The 17419-nt window shown below is 62.7% G+C and carries 15 protein-coding genes and 2 pseudogenes; 5 read left to right on the forward strand and 12 right to left on the reverse strand.

The window, feature by feature from the left end; genetic code table 11:
- Positions 1 to 377: 377 nt before the first annotated feature.
- From GBB18_RS05250 to GBB18_RS05260, 3 genes are read right to left on the reverse strand one after another with little or no spacing between them, the layout of a single operon-like run.
- A complete protein-coding gene (locus GBB18_RS05250; protein ID WP_151640974.1) occupies positions 378 to 1448 on the reverse strand; it encodes a hypothetical protein in 1071 nt (356 codons plus the stop codon).
- 35 nt (positions 1449 to 1483) lie between these two features.
- Positions 1484 to 2365, reverse strand: a complete 882-nt coding sequence (locus GBB18_RS05255; RefSeq protein ID WP_151640975.1) for an ATP-binding cassette domain-containing protein — start codon at positions 2363 to 2365, stop codon at positions 1484 to 1486.
- Positions 2362 to 2736 (reverse strand): GntR family transcriptional regulator, encoded by a 375-nt coding sequence (locus GBB18_RS05260; RefSeq protein ID WP_151549711.1) that lies wholly within the window; start codon positions 2734 to 2736, stop codon positions 2362 to 2364. Before GBB18_RS05260 ends, GBB18_RS05255 begins: the two co-directional genes overlap by 4 nt.
- Positions 2737 to 3079: 343 nt before the next feature.
- Between GBB18_RS05260 and GBB18_RS10855 the strand changes: the two are divergent.
- Positions 3080 to 3649: pseudogene (locus tag GBB18_RS10855) on the forward strand (NYN domain-containing protein); the annotation flags it as partial.
- A 672-nt stretch (positions 3650 to 4321) separates the two neighbouring features.
- Positions 4322 to 4678 (forward strand): annotated as a pseudogene (locus GBB18_RS10860) (NYN domain-containing protein); the annotation flags it as partial.
- A 118-nt stretch (positions 4679 to 4796) separates the two neighbouring features.
- Here GBB18_RS10860 and GBB18_RS05270 read toward each other — a convergent pair.
- Together GBB18_RS05270 and GBB18_RS05275 are read right to left on the reverse strand one after the other, a co-directional pair.
- A complete protein-coding gene (locus tag GBB18_RS05270; RefSeq protein WP_151640977.1) occupies positions 4797 to 5636 on the reverse strand; it encodes a PspA/IM30 family protein in 840 nt (279 codons plus the stop codon).
- 204 nt (positions 5637 to 5840) lie between these two features.
- Complete coding sequence (locus GBB18_RS05275; RefSeq protein WP_151640978.1) at positions 5841 to 6212, reverse strand: co-chaperone YbbN; 372 nt, start codon at positions 6210 to 6212, stop codon at positions 5841 to 5843.
- A gap of 335 nt (positions 6213 to 6547) precedes the next feature.
- Here GBB18_RS05275 and GBB18_RS05280 point away from each other — a divergent pair, with 335 nt between their 5' ends.
- From GBB18_RS05280 to GBB18_RS05290, 3 genes are all read left to right on the forward strand, one after another.
- Complete coding sequence (locus tag GBB18_RS05280) at positions 6548 to 6757, forward strand: heavy-metal-associated domain-containing protein (RefSeq protein ID WP_151529724.1); 210 nt, start codon at positions 6548 to 6550, stop codon at positions 6755 to 6757.
- Between the two features lie 112 nt (positions 6758 to 6869).
- Positions 6870 to 9176 (forward strand): cation-translocating P-type ATPase, encoded by a 2307-nt coding sequence (locus GBB18_RS05285; protein ID WP_151640979.1) that lies wholly within the window; start codon positions 6870 to 6872, stop codon positions 9174 to 9176.
- A gap of 205 nt (positions 9177 to 9381) precedes the next feature.
- A complete protein-coding gene (locus GBB18_RS05290) occupies positions 9382 to 10170 on the forward strand; it encodes a FadR/GntR family transcriptional regulator (RefSeq protein ID WP_151640980.1) in 789 nt (262 codons plus the stop codon).
- Positions 10171 to 10187: 17 nt separating this feature from the next.
- Here GBB18_RS05290 and dnaB read toward each other — a convergent pair whose 3' ends face one another.
- The 7 genes from dnaB to GBB18_RS05325 all read right to left on the reverse strand — a co-directional run bounded on the left by dnaB (position 10188) and on the right by GBB18_RS05325 (position 17221).
- Positions 10188 to 11783 carry a replicative DNA helicase gene (dnaB, locus tag GBB18_RS05295; RefSeq protein WP_225990245.1) on the reverse strand — a complete coding sequence of 532 codons (1596 nt, stop codon included), beginning with the start codon at positions 11781 to 11783 and terminating at the stop codon, positions 10188 to 10190.
- 838 nt (positions 11784 to 12621) lie between these two features.
- Entirely contained in the window at positions 12622 to 13074 is a 453-nt protein-coding gene (rplI, locus tag GBB18_RS05300) for a 50S ribosomal protein L9 (protein WP_151549717.1), read from the reverse strand.
- Between the two features lie 93 nt (positions 13075 to 13167).
- Positions 13168 to 13764, reverse strand: coding sequence for a single-stranded DNA-binding protein (locus GBB18_RS05305; RefSeq protein ID WP_151549718.1), 597 nt, complete (start codon positions 13762 to 13764; stop codon positions 13168 to 13170).
- A gap of 54 nt (positions 13765 to 13818) precedes the next feature.
- Positions 13819 to 14106 (reverse strand): 30S ribosomal protein S6, encoded by a 288-nt coding sequence (rpsF, locus tag GBB18_RS05310; protein WP_192795935.1) that lies wholly within the window; start codon positions 14104 to 14106, stop codon positions 13819 to 13821.
- A gap of 196 nt (positions 14107 to 14302) precedes the next feature.
- Positions 14303 to 14515: a hypothetical protein gene (locus tag GBB18_RS05315; RefSeq protein ID WP_225979219.1), complete on the reverse strand. Its 213-nt coding sequence runs from the start codon at positions 14513 to 14515 to the stop codon at positions 14303 to 14305.
- Between the two features lie 108 nt (positions 14516 to 14623).
- On the reverse strand, positions 14624 to 16759 hold the full coding sequence (locus GBB18_RS05320; RefSeq protein WP_151640982.1) for a transglycosylase domain-containing protein: 2136 nt from the start codon (positions 16757 to 16759) through the stop codon (positions 14624 to 14626).
- An 87-nt stretch (positions 16760 to 16846) separates the two neighbouring features.
- Positions 16847 to 17221, reverse strand: coding sequence for a DUF5318 family protein (locus GBB18_RS05325; RefSeq protein ID WP_151640983.1), 375 nt, complete (start codon positions 17219 to 17221; stop codon positions 16847 to 16849).
- Positions 17222 to 17419 lie beyond the last annotated feature (198 nt).

Genomic DNA, 17419 nt, shown 5'->3' on the forward strand with positions numbered 1-17419 from the left:
ACATGCGACCAAACAAACCCCAATCACAAGGGCACCTGATCCACACACAACCAAACACGCACACCACAACAAAAGCAGCACACATCAACAAAACAAAGCTGGCACACTATCGAGTTCTCAAACAACACTCACTACTGCTCGAACGGAAGCTTTTCGCTCGTCCGTGCCGCAGCGACTCGATAAACACTACACAGCACTCTATAACAACACAAACCTGCAGGTCACTCACTGTTCTTCTGATGTTCATAACCTTGCAACGTGGCTTTTATATGGCCGCGCCCCACCTAGGCCGTCTGTAGCCGCCGCCGAGCACGCACCCGGGCCACACCCAAGCACGCGCCCAAGCACGCGTCCAAAGATGAAGTACTCGGTCCGTGCTAGCGATACACCCCGCACCGTATGGAGGTCTGTGTTCCGCGGAGGAAGATGTTGACCATCGCCACGACCACGGCCACCACGAGGATGACCAGGCTGAGCACGAGGTCCATACCGTAGTACTCGGCGATCTGCATTACGGAGGTAGCGAGGATCACTGTCGCTGGAATTCCAAAGATCGCCACAGTGGGCTTAGCGAAGGTATAGAGCGCAAGGTAGACGAGCATGAAGGCCAATGCCCGCAACGCGAGGGTGGGATAGCTCATGACGGAGGTGTCATAGCTAATAAGAGCGGCAAGCAGTTTCGAGCACCCTGCGGCTATAAGCACATAGAGCACCATGGCGCTCAGGCAGGTGCCGAACCACTGTTTGCGCGTGAGCCCGAAGCTCTGCCATGTTCCGAGGGAACCGGGTTCTTGGGCAACAATCAACCCTCCGAGGCTGAGCACGATCGCGACCATTCCCATCAGCGGCTGCGGTTCCGTCCACTCCCATGCCTGCGAGCCTAGGGCGATAATCTGAGCGATCACGAAGAAGACAAGCAGTGGCGGGAGTGTCAGCTGTACCGGCAACGGCAGACCCTTGCAGGCACGCATGAGCACCAGGGTGGGGCGAGTGGCCCACACCTTGGGTTCCATCGCCCGCGCCAGTTCCGGCCGATCGTGCGCGCGTTGGAACCACAGCGCTTCGAGGACATAGATGGCGAGAGCACAGAGGGCAAGCCCGAGAAAACCATTCCACCACCAGCGCGCATTCTCTGCGAATAATGCTCCGGCGACGATGATGCAGGCTGGTAGCTGAGTCAGGATCGCCAGCATCAACGGTCCGGTGAGCAGGCGCATTCTTCCCGCGTGGTTAACTCCCAAGGCCCACGCTCCGAACACCACTTTGTTGCGGAGAGCGGCATAAGCGACGAGCACGAGGAGCGCACTCATCACCGCTTGCGCTGGTGGAACCATGAAGTAACTGGTCAAACCCACAAGGCCCAAGCCCAGCATGGGGAGAATGTCGATCCACTTCGCGTTCATGCGCACGCTGGAACGCAGCGGGCGCGCAAAGTGTGTGGCTGTCATGTCTTCCTCCTTATATACGTGGCGGTGGAGTGGAGTTAGCGGGTGGGGATGGGGGTTTCTGTCAGCGCCTGGAACACATCGGCCAAGCTCGGGGTATCGATGCGCACGCTGCGCCCCTGTAGGTCCGCTGCCTCCACAGATGCGGCGGTGACCATGAAGCGGCTATGGGTGCGGCCATCGCGGCGGCTGAGGATTCCGGAACCCAGCGCCCGCACAAGAGCGTCACTATCGGCCCGCGGGACGGTGACAAAGCGGTAGGCATCGTCGATATCTTCGACGGGGAGTTGCCCCACAAATTCACCCGTGGGGGAGAGCACGAGCGCTTCATCGATCACGAGGGCGAGCTCTTCGAGCTGATGCGTGGCCATCACGATGGTGCGCGGGTGGGTTTGCTGCTCCTCACGCAGGAATGAGTAGAAGAGTTCGCGGTTCTGGGCGTCGAGGCCCAAATAGGGTTCATCCAGCAAGGTCAGCTCGGCGCGCGCACAGAGCCCGACGATGGCGCCCACCATGGAGCGCTGGCCGCGGGAGAGATCCGAATAGGATGCGTGCGGCGCGAGCCCGAACTGCGCGGTCATCTCTGTGGCCCGAGCTGGATCGAAACGCGGGTAGCGGCGAGCAGCGAGGTCGAGAATCGTGCTCACACTCCACGGCCCAGGGTAGGGGTTATCGATTCCGGCATAGACGCAGCGATCCATCACGGCGGAATTATCGAAGGGCGCACTATCGAAGACGCTCAGCTCACCTGCGCTGGCTTTGTTTTGGCCCGCGAGGATAGTGAGCAGCGTGGACTTACCGGTGCCGTTGCGCCCGAGCAGACCATAAAGCGAACCGGGCTGCAGGTCGATGCTCACGCCGCGGAGAACCGTGTGCGAGCCATAGGACTTAGACAGATTGTGTGTATGGACGATACTCATTGGTAGAGGCCTCTACTTTCTGCAACTCGATCAATCAGGGTGTGCAATTCAGCGCGGGCGATACCCAGCTTGACGGCTTCATCAATAAGTGGTGCGAGAAAACTCGCGGCGAATTCCTCGCGCCGCCTAGCGAGGATCAGCTCACGGGCGTCGTCCGTCACGAACATCCCGATGCCGCGGCGCTTCTCTAGAACGCGGATATCGACAAGCAACGCGAGCCCCTTTCGGGCAGTTGCCGGATTAATGGAATGAAATTCCGCCAACTCATTGGTGGACGGGGCACGCTCGCCAGGAGCGAGGGAGCCCTCCACAATGGAATCCTCAACGAGGGTGGCAATCTGCCGGAAGAGGGGAGCAGTGGCTTCATCCATGCTTCCTCCTTCTCACACGCGCCCTTCGGGGCGGAGGCTTATCGACGCCACCCCGCAGGCTCATTGGTTGGTTACTTGTGTAACTAACCATATAACTAACCAACCCAGATGACAAGGGCTACCGACATACACAACTGGACGCAGCTCATCGCGACCGTCCACCCTGCCGCCGCGCAAGCCCACCCGAAGTGCTGGTCACAGAAAGATTGGGGGGAGGAGACGATGTGCCTTTTCGACGCGAGGGGTGCACATAGGGCACACTATAAGGCACACGGAGGGTGCATCTTTACCCCCGTTTTTATACAGATGATTATTAATGAGAAACGGATGACAACCATTAGCCATGTTGCCTCGTACACAGGTATTTGTAGACACTTCCTACCTTCTAGCCAGCTTTTATAACTCATGGGAAACAGGGGCCCGCGCCCAGTTAGAGATTGATCTTCCCGAGGTGGTAGCGGTCCTAGGTCAGATGATCCAGGACCAGCTGGGCCAGCCGATTCACCGCCAGCTGTGGTACGACGGGCTCCCCGATTCCGGCCCCCACCGCTATCAACGAGCCTTGCGCACCTGCGATGGCGTGCTGCTCCGCGCCGGCCAGCTCATCGAATGGGGCGAGCGCCGCACCCAAAAGGCCGTGGACACCCGCCTCGTCGCGGACATGGTTCTCGCCGGAGTGCGCGGCACCTGCACGGACATGGTGCTGGTCTCCGGCGATGCGGACATGATCCCGGGCGTCCAAGAGGCCTCAATGGCGGGCGTGCGGGTGCACCTCTACGGCTTCGGCTGGGACTCCATGTCCTCCGCACTGCGCCACGCCTGCGATACCACCACCATTTTGGATCCCCGCGAGGATTTCGCAGAGTGCATGCAATTGCAGGTCCTGGAAGGCCCACTGCCCCCGCAGGTTCGCCCCAAGCCCATCGGCGATGCCGAGCCCTTGGACGATACCTCGCCCTGCTCGGTGCCGGGCACCACGCTCAGCCATGGCAACCGCGCACAGCCGCGCCCCTCGTCCCCCTGTGACTCCTCCTCCGCGACGGACAGCTCCGAGCAGGACCCAGCCGCCGGCGATAACACAAGCGAAAGTGCAGCAACGCCGAGGGACACCTCGGCCGAGAAGCAGGACACACCCGAGAGCCCAGCACCTCCCGAGAAGCCGGCAACCTCCGAGAACTCTGCGGACGCCAGCGAGCAACAGCGCAACCGCAGCGACTCGCCGCTGCTGACCCGTCCGGGCGAGCCCGCCGAAACCGATGATGACCGCCCCTATTCCAGCGCGGAGTCCACCGAGCCGGAGCAGGCCGCCACATCCACCACGGAACCCTGCGCCGATGCGCCCGCCACACTCTCCACCCCGAGTGCCGCGGCGGGGCTCACCCCAGCACACCTCTCGGGGGATACCCCCGAGCCAGCGCCGCAACCTACCCCCGCAGATATCGCCCAGAATCAGCAGCAGCCAGCTGGCGAGAAGCAGGAGTCGGAGAGCAGCTCACACACGCAGTCCGAGGCGGCAGGGGAGAGCTCCACCGGCGCGGAGAATCGCCGGAGCGCGGCGTCGACAAGTGGCCCCGTGCCGAAGCCCACACCGAAACCGACGCCCAAGCCCTCCATGATGGCGCGCCGCCGCAAGCTGCGCTCGCGCTATGTGCCCCTGCCGAATGAGGTATGGGCCTCTGCGGGATTCCAAACTCCCTTCGATGTGGGCCAGCAATACGCCTCGTGGTGGTTTGATAATGCCGCCTCCTCCGAGCAGCGCGACCAAGCGCATATGCTCTCCGGCGGTGGCCTGCCCCCGGAGATTGATCGGCCGCTGCTGCAATTCGCCTGCGAAACCCTGCATGAATACACGCTCACTGAATCGCAGCGCGTCAGTCTGCGCGATGGTTTCCACTCGGGTATTCGCGGCGTGCTCATCAATTTGAGCGGACGCGACTTCTAACACCGGCTGTGGGCGCCCACGCGCCGCAGAGACATCCACGAGCCGCCACCGGATCCCGCGCGGGGGATCGACGGTGGCGGCTCGTTGTACACGCCCAGGCTTAGGGCTATCGCCGCAGCTAGCGGTCGGAATCCTGTTCAGAATCCGCCGTGGGATTCTCGGGTGTAACCTCTTCGGCGTCCTCGGGCTCGCTACCGCGGGAGAGCTCGGCGGGAGAATCCTGCGCGGCGCTCAGCTCGCCCTGCATCTCGGAACGAATCTTCTCCAGCCGCGACTGGGCGGCCATATCGCGGCCGGCGGCCTGGATCTCCTGCATCTGGGTATTCACGGTGTTCACCGTGAGTTCCTGCGCCCCGAGCGCGGTGGCGTAGCGGCTCTCGATCTTCTCGCGCACGCTATCGAGGGTGGGCACGGAATCGTCCTGGGAGAACTGCCCCATGGAATCCACGGCCTTGGCATTCGCCTCCTGCATCTCCACGTGCTCGGCCTGGCTGCGCAGCTGGGTCAGCTCACTGAGCTGCTCCTGCAGGCGCGCCTCCGACTGCTTCGCGGTGGCCTTGGCCTGGTCTGCCGCCTGCACCGCCTGCTCGTATTGACTGCGCACATCCTCGATCTGGTTCTCTACCGCCACCAGCTGGCTCACGATCACCTCGGCGGTGGCGTCATATTCCGCCCCGGCCCGCTCATCGCCCTGAGCGCGGGCGTTATCAGCGGCCCGCACCGCGGTGCGCGACTGCTCATCGAGTTTCTTTTGGTCCTCCACGAGGCGGTTGAGCTTCATCTCCAACTGGCGCTGCTGGCCAATGATGGAGGCCGCATGCTCGGCGATCTCGCGATGCTGCTTCTTCGCCGCCTCCTCAGCCTGATTGATCTGTACCTGCGGATCGGCGTTCTCATCGATCGCATTGTCGAAGGAGGCCATGAGGTACTTCCAGCCCTTACTCAGTGGATTAGCCATCTAGATCAGTGTCCTTACCTTTTCTGCTTGGTGGCGGTCACGAGAGACGGCAGCGCACGCTGTGCCTGCGCAACCGCAGTTGTAGCTTCAGTGTAGAGAAAATCCCCACGATCCGAGCGCTCCACAGCGCCCAGAAGGTGGGGATGGGGCGCGCATCACCCAGAGCACCAGAGTGCGCTGGGTGGCTGCGCCGCATAGTCAGTCTTAGCCCTGCTCGTTCTGCGCCTGCTCGACCTGCTTGCGCACCTCATCCATGTCCAGCCCCTTCACCTGGGTGATGAGGTCCTCCAGTGCGGCGGGCGGCAGGGCGCCGGCCTCGCGGTAGACCAGAATGCCATCGCGGAAAATCATCAAGGTCGGGATGGACTGAATCTCTAGTGCAGCGGCAAGGCCCTGGTTGTTCTCGGTATCCAAGGTGCCGAACGTGGCGTCCGTGTGTTCCTCGGAAGCCTTCTCAAAGGTGGGTTTGAAGGCGCGGCAGGGGCCACACCATGCGGCCCAGCAATCCACGAGCACAATGCCCTTGCCGGTAACCGTGTCCTGGAAGTTGTTCTCATTCAATTCGATGGTTGCCATGGTGGCCAATCTCCTTCATTATCTGTTGGTGTACGTAGACCGTGGTTTCAAGGCTACATGGGGGTGCAACGCCGCCGGAGCGAGGTTCATTCCGCAACGGTGGTTTTCACCCCTCTCGCGAGCCCGTGACGCGCAGCTGACGTGGGCCACACGCGGACACTGGGGTGGCTGCGGCACGCGGGATCGGGGAGGGGTTAGTATCGGTGGGTGTACGCCGCGCCACGCGGGCCCCGAGCGGGGCCGCTCTGCGGCGCCAGAGAGCCGTACCGCACGTATGACCAGCCGCGGCGCATGCGGACGCCGCGCGATGATTTGCTAAGGAATTGAGAGTAAACATGGGCATGAAGAACTACAAGGTAAAGGGTATGACCTGCGAGCACTGCGCCAAGGCAGTGGAGCAGGAGCTGGAGTTTGTTGCCGGCACCCAGGGTGTCGATGTTGATGTTGAGCGGGGCATTGTCCGCGTCACCGGCCATGGCTTCACCGATGAGGGTGTGACCGCCGCGATCGAAGAGGCCGGCTACGAGGTTGTCGTCGAGGACTAGTCTCGGCTCCGCCACTCATCTCGTGCAGGTGAGTGGTCTTTTTCACTCACCTCTATACCCCCTAGGGGTATCGAGGTAGCATGGGTCCCACGAGGGAAGAGAAGGAGAATATATGCAGGACAGCACCGCAATGGAGCATGTCGATCTAGGAATAACGGGCATGACCTGCACGTCCTGCTCCTCGCGGGTGGAGCGCAAGCTGAACAAGCTCGAGGGCACGCAGGCGACGGTGAATTTCGCCACCGAGACCGCACGCATCACCTTCGACCCGGCGCTGCATTCCACCGCGGACTTTCTCGACGTGGTGCGCACCACCGGCTATGACGCCTTCATCATGAGCGACTCCACCGCTGCGCCTGTCGATGCCGCCGCACCGGCATCGGAGGCGGCCGCTGACGCCCCCGCGCGGGCCGAGCAGGAGCACGCCCGCTATCAGGCAGAGCTGAAGCAGCGGGTGATCGTTTCCGCGTTATTGGCGCTGCCGGTGATGCTGCTGTCCATGGTGCCGGCCCTGCAATTCCAGTACTGGCAGTGGGCCGCGCTCACTCTTGCCGCCCCGGTGTATGTGTGGGGCGGCTGGCCCTTCCACCGCGCCTGCGTGCGCAATGCGCGCCACGGTGCCTTCACCATGGACACGCTCATCTCCATGGGCACGACGGCGGCGTTCCTGTGGTCGCTGTACTCGCTTTTCCTCGGCTCGGCAGGGCAGCCAGGAATGCACATGCATATGAGCCTCTCCGCGCACGCCGCTGCGGGCATGGATCAGATTTATCTGGAAACCGCCTCCATGGTGATCGTGTTTTTGCTGCTCGGGCGCTGGTTCGAGGAGCGGGCGAAGGGGCGCAGCTCCCAGGCGCTTACGGAATTGCTCAACCTGGGCGCGAGAGAAGCCGCGGTGCTGCGCGATGGGCGAGAGGTGCGTATTCCCAGCGCCCAGGTGGCGGTGGGCGATCACTGCGTCGTGCGCCCCGGAGAGAAGATCCCCACCGATGGGCGGGTGGTCGAGGGGCATTCCGCGGTGGATGAATCCATGCTCACCGGCGAGTCCATGCCCATCGAGGTCGATCCCGGCGCGACGGTCACCGGCGCCACCCTCAACACCACGGGCCGGTTGATCGTGGAGGCCACCCGGGTGGGCGCGGATACCACCTTGGCCCAGATAGGCCGGCTGGTGAGCGACGCTCAGGCCCGCAAGGCGCCTGTGCAGCGGCTGGTGGATCGGATCTCCCAGGTATTTGTGCCCGTGGTGATCACCGTCGCCCTGCTCACCCTCGGCGCCCACCTGCTGCTGCGGGATGGCTCGGTGGCCGACGCCTTTGCGGCCGCAGTAGCGGTGCTCATCATCGCCTGCCCCTGCGCGCTGGGGCTGGCTACTCCGACAGCATTGCTCGTGGGCACGGGCACCGGCGCCCGGCTGGGCATCCTGATTAAGGGCCCCGAGGTGCTGGAATCGACCCGCCACGCCGACACCATCGTGCTCGATAAAACGGGCACGATCACCACGGGGCAGATGTCCTTAAGCGGCCTCTACGCCACCGGGGTCTCGGAGGAGGAGCTTGTGGCTCGTGCCGCGGCAGCCGAGTCGGGCAGCGAGCACCCAGTGGGGCGCGCGATCTGCCATGCCGCCGCCGAGCGCGGGATCACCGTGCCTGCCGCCAGCGAGTTTCTCGCCACCGCGGGACAGGGGGTCAGCGCCGTGGTGGAGGGGCAGCGGGTGAGCGTCGTCAAGCCAGGAGCGGCGGACCTGCCCGAGGTGGTGAGCCAGATGCGCGAGACCGGCGCCACCGTGGTGCTGGTGCGCGTCGACGAGGCGCCCGTGGGCGTGATTGCCGTATCCGATGCGCCCCGAGAGGAGGCGACTGCCGCCATCAGCCAGCTCAAGGACCTAGGGCTGCAGCCGTGGATACTCAGCGGCGATAACCAGCAGGCGGCGCGCCATGTGGCCCGCCAGGTGGGCGTCGCGGAGGAGAACGTGATCGCCGAGGTGCTGCCGGAGGATAAGGTGCGCCACGTCGCGGCGCTCGCCGAGCAGGGGCGCACCGTGGCGATGGTTGGCGATGGCATCAATGACGCCGCCGCCCTCACCGAGGCGGATCTGGGCATCGCCATGGGTGGGGGCACGGATGTGGCCATCGAGGCCGCCGATATCACCCTCATGCACTCAGATCTGCGCGCTACCGTTGATGCGCTGCAGCTATCGCGCGCGACGCTGCGGGTGATCCAAGGAAATCTGTTCTGGGCGTTTATCTACAACATCGTGCTCATCCCCGTGGCCGCCTTGGGTCTGCTGAATCCGATGCTCGCGGGATTGGCGATGAGCCTGTCGAGCGTGTTTGTGGTGACTAACTCGCTGCGGCTGCGGCGTTTCCGCTCGAGCTTCCTCAACCCCGGTGCGGCGGCTGCGAGGTCGCGAGACTAGGCTCACCTACCTCCGAGTCGTTGCTGTGGGTGGCGCACTAACTCTGGGCTGATGTCGATTTTGTAGACTGTTCGACAACCGAGAAACTGCACCGGAGTTCCGCATCAGCCTTGTCACCGGTTTTATATGCGGTCGCGTGCCGCAGAAACAGACCGCCGAGGCAGTGTGTGCTGTGTAACTTCCGGGACGACAACGAGGACACACAGTGACTACCGACAACGCCTATTTCGGCCGCATGGGCCACCAGCCCACCACACGCTCGGATCAGCTGGTACAGGAGATCGCGCGCTATATTCTGAATGCTGGGCTGGTCAATGGCGACCCCATTCCGCCCGAGCCGGAACTCCAGCGCATCCTTGGCTGTTCCCGTAACTCCATTCGCGAGGCCATCAAGGTGATGGAGGCCGTGGGCATGGTGGAGGTGCGCCGCGGCACCGGCACCTTTGTCGCCGGCAATCCTCTGGCTCCGCTGACTCCGGCGTTGATCTTCCAGGGCATGCTCTCGCTCAATTCCGGCGGCAACGAGGCCAAGGACATCATTACGCTGCGCCGCGGCCTCGAGGTGGCCTTCCTGCCCATCGTGATGAAATATGTGGCCGAGGACGACGCCGCGAAGCAGACGCTGATCGCGCAATTGCAGGACACCGTGGAGGAGATGGCCGCGGCCGAGCGCGCCGGCTCTTCGACCGTGGACTTGGATTATCGCTTCCACAACCAGCTATTCGCCCCGCTGCGCTCGCGCACGCTGAAGCAGCTTAACGACGCCATCCTGAATGTGTATTTCTCGCTGCTCGAGGCCGTAGCGGAGCGCTTCGGCGAGCACCCCGTGTTCGAGTCGGATCCCAGCAGCCAGCCGCTTGCCACCGCCCACCAAGGCATCGTGGATGCCATCGCCGAGGGCAATGGCGAGGAGGCCGTGGAGCGGCTGCTCAACCACTATCAGCCGCTGTCGGAAGCCATCGATAGTGTGATCGCCGCCCGCGAAGAACGCTAGGCGGCGCCGCCCGCTTTTTAGGCGCGGGCCAAGTCCTTGAAGCGCGAGTAGTGCAGCTGGTGGGCCACCTCGACGGTGCCGATGGGGCCACCACGGTGCTTCGCCAAGATGATGTCCGCCTCGCCGGCGCGCACATCCTCGAGGTCCTGGGAGTCGGGGCGATACAGCAACATCACCATATCGGCGTCCTGCTCCAAGGAGCCGGATTCACGCAGATCCGCCAGCTGGGGGCGCTTATCCGTGCGCGACTCGGGGCCACGGTTGAGCTGCGCCACCGCAACCAGCGGCACCTCTAGCTCCTTGGCCAACAATTTAAGCTGGCGGGAAAATTCGGACACCTCTTGCTGGCGGGACTCCACCTTCTTGCCGGAGCTCATCAGCTGCAGGTAGTCCACCACGATCAATTGCAGATCATGCTTGTCCTTGAGCTGGCGGGCCTTCGAGCGGATCTCCATCATCGTCAGGTTCGGGGAGTCATCGATAAATAGCGGTGCCTCGCTGAGTTCCCCGGCCCGCTGCGCGATACGCGCCCAGTCATCATCGGACATGGTGCCGGAGCGCATATCGGAGAGCTTCACCTCGGCCTCGGCAGAGAGCAGACGCATGACGATCTCGGACTTGGACATCTCGAGCGAGAAGAGCACCGAGGCCATATTGTGCTTGATCGAACAGGAGCGCATGAAGTCTAGGGCGATGGTGGATTTACCCACACCAGGACGAGCCGCCACAATGATCATCTGGCCGGCGTGCAAACCATTGGTGATGCGGTCGAGATCAATAAACCCAGTGGGCACGCCGGTGGACAGCCCGCCGTTTTGGGCGATCTCATCCAGCTCATCCATCACCGGCTGCAGCAGATCATCCAGCACAGCATAATCGGTGACGGTCTTCTTCTGCGCAATCTGGAATACCTCCTGCTGCGCCAGATCGATCATGACTTCGATCTCGGTATCGCCGGCCGCCTCATAGCCCAGCTGGACGATGCGCGTGCCCGCCGAGACCAAACGCCGCAGCACGGCCTTCTCAGAGACGATCTCCGCGTAGTAGGGGGCGTTGGCAGGGGTGGGCACAACCTCGGCGAGGGTGACCAGATAGGAGGGGCCTCCCGCCCGCTCCAGATCGCCGTGGCGGTGCAAACGATCGCGCACGATGAAGGTGTCGATCTGCTTATTGTCCGCGTAGAGATCCAAAATGGCGCGATAGATCAGCTGATGCTGCGGCGCATAAAAGTCCTCAGGGTTGAGCTCCTCGACGATATCGGTGACCACCGTCGGCGCAATGAGCATCGCCCCCAGCACGCCCTGCTCCGCCTCGCGGTCATGCGGCAATTGCCGGGCATAGTCCCGCGGGGTGGCGTCATCGAAGCGCCCCCGACCCGCGCTGCGCTGCGGGGCGAATCGACCCTGATTAGGCCCGGCGTGGTTATAGCTCGGGGCCGAGTCATCAAAGCTACTGGGCGCAAACTCGGGCGCCGGGGGGAAATCACTGATCGCCTCGGCGGGGAAACCCTCCGGCCGAGCTGGACTGGGGGAGTAGCTGGCATCCTGCCCGGCCCCGCCCTCGGCGGGTTCCGGCGGGAAGGCGTTGTCATCAAAGTTCGCGCTACCTGCCACGTCTCTCAGCTCCTTCACTGTCGCCACTTTTCAGCCTGGGCGCATCCCGCGGATGCGGGAGACGCCAGACCTCGATTCTATCCACCCCTGAGCGCGCCGTCCCCCTAGGGCAGAGGAGGTCCACCCACAGCAGCGGGGAAGCAATGCGCTCGGCGCCCAGCCGCTCCACATTGGTGGCCGCCGCTGTGGATAACTCCCCGCGTTCTGGGCTGCGGGGGAGAGATTCTTCACACTCTGCACGGAGGTTATGCACAGGGGTCTGTGGATAACTCTGTGTACGCGAGGTAAATAGCAGCTAAAACTCCTGCTCACCTAGCGCTTAGCTGGCGTTTACCTGCGGTTTTATATATCCGTCCTGCTCAGACGGTAGTTCGCTAGTGGCACCCAGCATCGACGTCACCGGATCGTCACCTTCGCACCCGCCAAGCACCCCCTCTCGAGGGGCCAGTTGCCCCCTCGCCGCGGGGCTTATGGACCTCTCATGCACAGGTTATGCACAGTGCTATCGCACTTGTCCACAGACATGGCTGTGGATTGTGCATAACTCTGCCGATAGGCGTACACCCCTATGCATCACACACGCATCAGTGTCGATAGATCTCCCCATACCGACACGACCTAGAGAGGCACTGCGGGCGAGAGATGCACCACAGCCCTGCCCGTGCCCGCTTCCGGCTAAGCGAGCCGCACCGGCCCCCGCAGCGCCTTTGTGAGCACCCCCTGCTCCGAGATACACCAAGGGCCCCTAGCGGGGAGTGTGTCCCCACCAGAGGCCCTGGTGCGCTGTTGTCGTTGGGGTCTCCTCTGTGCGTGAGACCCGCCGTCTAGTGCGCGTAGATTACGCGGCGACGACCTTGAAGTTCACCTTTGCACTGATGTCATCGTGCAGCTGAGCAATCACCTGGTAGCCGCCGGTGCTCTTGACGAGACCCTTCGGCACGGTGATGGTCTGCTTCTCGATCTTGGGGCCGCCAGCGGCCTCGATCGCCCTAACGATGTCGCCAGCCTGGACAGAGCCGAAGAGCTTGCCCTTGCTGGAGGTACGCATGGTCACAGTGATGTTGTCAAGGGCCTCGATCTGCTCCTTGACCTCGCGTGCATGATCCAGGCTCTGGATCTGGCGCTCGGAGCGCACACGCTTGATGTCTTCGATCTGCTTCTCTGCACCACGGGTTGCCACAATGGCCATACCGCGGGGAAGCAGGTAGTTACGTCCGTAGCCGTCCTTCACCTCGACGATGTCACCGGGGACACCGAGGTTCTCTACGGCAGCCGTAAGGATCAGCTTCATGATCCCTGCCTTTCGCTTATGAAAAGAATGAAAAGTGGTTGTGTATTCGCATGAAGTCCCAACACCCGCGAACGGGCGCATCGGACTCGCCTATCAGAATGGCGGGTCGTCATCATCGCCCTGGAACCCACCCGCAGGGGGCGCCGAGTTCCACGGGTCATCGTTGTGGACGTCGTTCTGCGACTGTTGCTGATAGCCACCAAAACCACCTTGGCTTTGACCGCGGTTTCCACCACCTTGGCCGCCACCAAATCCACCCTGGCCACCGCCAGAGTTAGCGCCACCAAAGCCACCGCCTTGGCCGCCCTGACCACCCTGGCCGCGCTGCACGCGGTTCACGGAGGCCGTAGCGTACTTCAGCGAGGGGCCCACCTCATCGACTTCGACTTCGAAGACGGTGCGGCGCTCTCCCTCGCGGGTGTCGAAGGTGCGCTGGCGGAGCCGACCATTAACGATCACGCGCATACCTTTAGTCAGCGACTCGGCGACGTTCTCCGCCGCCTGGCGCCACACGTTGCACTGCAAGAACAGTGCCTCGCCGTCCTCCCACTGGCCGGTCTGCGAGTTATAGCGTCGCGGAGTGGAGGCCACACGGAAGTTGGCCACTGCGGCACCCGAAGGGGTAAAACGCAGTTCAGGGTCGGCAACGAGGTTGCCAACAATCGTGATAGGGGTATCGCCTTGTGCCATGGTCTCAGGACTCCTTAGGAGTTCGTTGGTTGGTGTTACTACCAGTGTTCCTGATTAGCGATCGGTGCGCAGCACCTTGGTGCGCAGAACCGTGTCGCTGAGGTTCAGCTTGCGGTCGAGCTCGACGACAGTCTCCGACTCACAGGTCAGGTTAAGGACCACGTAGATGCCCTCTTCCTTCTTGTTGATCGGATATGCCAGACGACGCTTCGGGCGAATGTCCACCTTGTCAACGGTGCCGTTTTCCTTGCGAACAGTCTCAAGGAACTTATCTAGGGACGGGGCTACGGTGCGTTCATCCTGCGAGGGATCGAGAATGATCATGAGTTCGTATTGACGCACGGACCTCATCACCTCCTATGGTCTAGTAATTGTGGTTCGGCCGCGCCCATCGTGGACGTGGCAGGAGGGTCGTTGCGTCAAGCAACCTTTTCAAGATACACCATCTACCTGCTCTCTTTCAATTGCGTACCCTGCGGCGGCCGCCGCTTATCGACGCCCACTCGCTGCCCACGCACCCTAGCGGCCCAGCCGCAACCTAGTTCATGGCGGCATCGCCAATGAAGCCGGTAGCCATAAACACAGCAAAGATGAGGGGGACAAGGAGCACGAAGAAGAAGGCGGCGATAATCCAAGAGACCACGGCTTTGGTGCTCTTGCCATAGGACTTGGCAGCATAGCCGCCGCCGAAGCAGCAAGCGCCAATGAACACGCTCGCCATCGTGAGGATCATGATGGTGGTGGAACTCATGGCTCTTAGCTTAGCTGCCAGATGCACGAATCCCCGCTCCCAGGTGCAGTGTCGCTGCGCATGTGGGGGAGCGGGTCGGGAGAAGAGGAAGCGTCGATAAGCGCCGTGCTAGCCCGGTAGCAGATCACCCAAGTTCGGGAGTGCGGGCTGCGCCGGTTGCTCCGGCTCCGCCGGGGGAGCCGGGGCCGGCAGCGGCACATCCGGGATCTCCGGCAGGGCCGGCTCGGCGGGCTCAGCCGGCTCCGAGGGCTCCGTCGGCTCGGTGCTGGTGGTCTCGGGCGGAGCCACCGGGGTGGCGGGCGCCGGCGGTGCGGGCGGAGCCACATAACCCAGATTGGAGGTCGGAACCGGGAAGCTCTCGTAGTCGGCATTCGCCAGCGCGGCATCCATGGTGGACTTCCAGATATCGCTGGGCAGGCCGGAGCCCCAGATCTTGCCACCATAGAGGTTCAGCAGCGGCTGGCCATCATCGGTGCCCACCCACACAGCGGTGGAGAGCTGCGGGGTGGCACCAATCATCCACGCATCCTTGTTCTGACCCGTATCACCCAGCTGGGCGGTACCGGTCTTGGCGGCGGACTCTCGGCCATTCAGGGCGTGGCCGCGGGAATAGGCGGCGATCGGCTTCATCGCGTGGATCACGGAATTGGCCACTTCCTCGTCCACGATGCGCTCGCTTTCACCCTCGTGCTCATAGAGCACCTCGCCATCATTGGTCACAACCTTCTGCACGAAGTGCGTCTTGTTGTACACGCCCTCATTGGCGAGGGTGGCCAAGGCGACAGCCAAGTCGAAGGGGCGGGACTGGTACTGGCCCAGTACCACACCCAGCTGGCTATGACCATTCTCCTCCTTCAGGGTGTGCGGGAGCCCCGGCAGGGACTCCGCCACGCCCAAGCGATGCGCCATGGCGGCGGTGTCATCGGGGCCATTCTTCAGATCATCCTGGAGGCGGATGAAGGAGGTATTCAGCGACTGCTTCAGCGCCTGAGCGATGGTACAGGTACCGCAGCTTTGCCCCTCAGAGTTGGTCACCGTGACATCACCGGTCTGTACCGGGGCGGAGCTGTAGTACTGGGAGAGCGGTATGCCCTGCTCCAAGGCCGCCGCGAGGGCGAAGATCTTGAAGGTCGAACCGGTCTGCAGCGGGGCAATGGCATAGTCCCAGCCGGCCGGGTCGTCGCCGCCATAGTAGGCGGAGACACCACCGGTCTTGGGGTTGATGGAGACCACCGCGGTGCGCAGGTTCTCCGGCTCGCCCTGCATGTTGTTCTCCACCGCCGCCTGGGCCGCATTCTGGGCGTCGGTATCGATGGTGGTGGTCACCCGCAGGCCGCGGGTCTGCACATCCTGTTCGCTGATGCCCACGCCTTCGAGCTCGGCGAGCACGCGATCCTTGATCAAACCATTGGTGCCGGTGGCCTCGGTATTGGACTGCACGGTGGCGGGGTCAATCACCTCTGGGAAGCGCGCCTCCGCGCGCGCCCCGGGGCTCATGGCACCGATCTCGACCATGCCGTCCATCACGTAGTTCCAGCGCTGCTCCGCCTCGGCCCGGTTATTCCAGGGATCGAGGGTGGAGGGGCGCTGGATGGCGGCGGCCAAGAGCGCGGACTCTTCGGGCGTGAGGTCCGTGAAGTCCTTGGCAAAATAGGCTTGGGAGGCCGCGGCCACACCATAGGCATTGCGGCCCAAGTAGATGGTGTTCAGATAGGACTCCAACACCTGCTCCTTGGACCACTCATTGGCCATCTTGGCGGAGTAGACGAGCTCCTTGAGCTTGCGCTCATAGGAACGCTCATTGCCCACCACGGCGATCTTCACGTACTGCTGCGTGATGGTGGAACCGCCGCCCTTGGAGCCGTCACCGGTGAGCTGGCCGATAATCGCGCGACCGAAGCCGGTGATAGAAAAGCCGGGGTTGGTATAAAACTCGCGGTCCTCGGCGGCCAGAGTGGCGTCCTTCATGGACTCCGGAATCTCCGAGAGCGGCACCACCACACGGTTACCTTCCGGGGGCACGATGCGCGCTAACTGCGTCTCATCATCCCCAGCATAAATCTCCGTCACCTGCTTATTCACAAGCTGGTCGGCCTTCGGAACATCCACAAGCAGATAGGCGATCATGAATGCCACGAAGGGAGCGAGGATAATCAACACCACTGCGATGAGGATCGAGCGCCAGACCCACGGGTTACGGGTCTTCTCCTCGCTCTCTTCTACGGTCACGGTGTGTTCAGTCACGACTATTGCTTCCAATCTCCATGGGTGAAATTGCGGCGTTCGGGCGAGCGACGGCCGGCGACCTGCCCAAACAAACTAACTAATCGGTTAAGCATAGCGGGTACGAGGGGAAACAACCATTGTCGCCAACAGGTGATTCCAATGACAATCAGGACAGACCTCCACGCGGTGAACGTCGAAAAGCTTGCCAGCGGAGACCAGCTGCGCGATCTCTTCCTCGCTGCGGGCGGAACCGGCTGCCCGGCCCACCTCATCGCCATAAATCCACAGCACGTCCCGCATGTTCTGAGAGGAACATACCGGGCAGTCCCGCGCTGAGGGCGAGCCATGAAACTCGGCCGCCGTGCGCAGCAAGAAATCGCACTCGCAGATCTCGGCGCGCGTGACCACCCCTTGGCTATAGAGGCGCAAGGTGTGGCGACGGTGCCACTCGTGACTCACGATATTGCGATATTCAACCACGCGGCCAGTCTAGCTATCCCCACGGCAGTGGCGCCCGCGGCGATAATACTGTGTCTGTGCTCACAACTTAATCGGTTCACTGCGGTTCTGTATCGATTGAGCACCTGCGCTGGGCCAAAAAGGCGGGTTAGATTCTGAGGAATCACGATTGTTGCGCGTCCTCAGGAGTGAGCCCCACGACTGCGGACGTGCTCGCCC

Origin of the sequence: Corynebacterium sp. 11A (genome assembly GCF_008930935.1) — a bacterium.
Lineage (GTDB): Bacteria > Actinomycetota > Actinomycetes > Mycobacteriales > Mycobacteriaceae > Corynebacterium > Corynebacterium megadyptis.

What these genes read in the sequence shown, in the direction of transcription:
- GBB18_RS05250 (WP_151640974.1), bottom strand. Translation starts at nt 1,448, where the DNA reads ATGACAGCCACACACTTTGCGCGCCCGCTGCGTTCCAGCGTGCGCATG.
- GBB18_RS05255 (WP_151640975.1), bottom strand. Translation starts at nt 2,365, where the DNA reads ATGAGTATCGTCCATACACACAATCTGTCTAAGTCCTATGGCTCGCAC.
- GBB18_RS05260 (WP_151549711.1), bottom strand. Translation starts at nt 2,736, where the DNA reads ATGGATGAAGCCACTGCTCCCCTCTTCCGGCAGATTGCCACCCTCGTT.
- GBB18_RS05270 (WP_151640977.1), bottom strand. Translation starts at nt 5,636, where the DNA reads ATGGCTAATCCACTGAGTAAGGGCTGGAAGTACCTCATGGCCTCCTTC.
- GBB18_RS05275 (WP_151640978.1), bottom strand. Translation starts at nt 6,212, where the DNA reads ATGGCAACCATCGAATTGAATGAGAACAACTTCCAGGACACGGTTACC.
- GBB18_RS05280 (WP_151529724.1), top strand. Translation starts at nt 6,548, where the DNA reads ATGGGCATGAAGAACTACAAGGTAAAGGGTATGACCTGCGAGCACTGC.
- GBB18_RS05285 (WP_151640979.1), top strand. Translation starts at nt 6,870, where the DNA reads ATGCAGGACAGCACCGCAATGGAGCATGTCGATCTAGGAATAACGGGC.
- rplI (WP_151549717.1), bottom strand. Translation starts at nt 13,074, where the DNA reads ATGAAGCTGATCCTTACGGCTGCCGTAGAGAACCTCGGTGTCCCCGGT.
- GBB18_RS05305 (WP_151549718.1), bottom strand. Translation starts at nt 13,764, where the DNA reads ATGGCACAAGGCGATACCCCTATCACGATTGTTGGCAACCTCGTTGCC.
- GBB18_RS05315 (WP_225979219.1), bottom strand. Translation starts at nt 14,515, where the DNA reads ATGAGTTCCACCACCATCATGATCCTCACGATGGCGAGCGTGTTCATT.